1 protein-coding gene is annotated in these 1,171 nt (G+C 26.1%); it reads right to left on the bottom strand.

All coding sequences use genetic code 11. The features are described 5' to 3' along the window. A partial coding sequence (locus CKF59_RS07100; protein WP_119535238.1) for an SIR2 family protein occupies nucleotides 1–1,081 on the bottom strand: 1,081 nt, incomplete at its 3' end. Between the last annotated feature and the right edge of the window lie 90 nt (nucleotides 1,082–1,171).

Genomic DNA, 1,171 nt, shown 5'->3' with positions numbered 1-1,171 from the left:
AATCTAAAGTAGATATTACAAGAAGAAGTTCAGGATTAGTTCTTAAAGCCATTAATATTGCATTATTTAAGTGCTTATCATTAAATCCGAAGCCAACACAAATTAATGCTGTTTTAGGTTTTTTTAATTCATGTACAAAGGTACTAATTAAATATACATAAGGAGAGTCATAAGAAAGTTGATACTTTGTGATACTAGGATAAATAAAAACAGGCTCATGTTTATTGCTTTCATCTAAAGGATTACCTTTGTAAATAATATCATTGTTTGGATATCTGATCCAATCAACAGAACCATGTAACTTATATAAATGAATAACATTAGGAATATAGTTACTTCCTTCTAATGTAGTATTTCTATTTACAATATCATAGTTATATAATGCAGAGTTAAAGCGGTGTGGCTTAGAAAATTCAAAACCATCGATAACTATCATTCCAACATTAGAAGCTGCTTGTTCAAAAGCTAAGTCATAGTTAGTTGTAAAGATCTTTAGTCTTTGTTTATTTTTATTTCTCAGACCTAGAGTACGAACGAATGAATTATGAGATCTCCAATCATCATTATTGGGTTCTAATTCTGAAATAAAATTAGTTTCTTTTAAAATTGTTCTTTTTGAGTTATCTAAAAAATTCTTAACTTTTTGGATTTTATCATTATTACCTTTATCATTTTTAGAATTGATTTCGGGATTCATAGATAAAAAATTATCACAACAAGAAAGGAGTAATTCTATATTGTTTCCTTTTATTTTATTTGCTTTCTTAATTTCTACATAGTTTGTAAAGTTTTTTATATCTTTTATTTTTATGTTTGCTACGTTTTTAGCACATTTTCTCCATAATGTTTTCATACTTGGAGCTTTATTTCCGAAGTGTAATGAAGATCCAGAGCCTGCTAATATGAGTAGATTATCTGCATCAAGAACTTTATTTAAGTTCTTTTGTATAATTTTTTCTATTTCATTGTTTATTATAGTTGGTGTTTTATCAGTGTTGTTTGTTTCATCTAGTAAAACAAATGGTAATGGTTCATTAAGCTCTTTTCTTTGTTGATAGATTTCTGAATTTAAAAATTTCATAAATACTCCAAGGTAAATTATGATTTAATGATGGATTTGTTTCTAATTCATATAAGTAATACTTATACAGGTAATACCTAAACATTATAT

It is taken from the genome of Psittacicella gerlachiana, from assembly GCF_003585965.1.
GTDB classification, from domain to species: domain Bacteria; phylum Pseudomonadota; class Gammaproteobacteria; order Enterobacterales; family Psittacicellaceae; genus Psittacicella; species Psittacicella gerlachiana.
The sequence above is the reverse complement of the archived record's forward strand: the minus strand, read 5'-3'. Positions and strand labels throughout refer to the sequence as shown.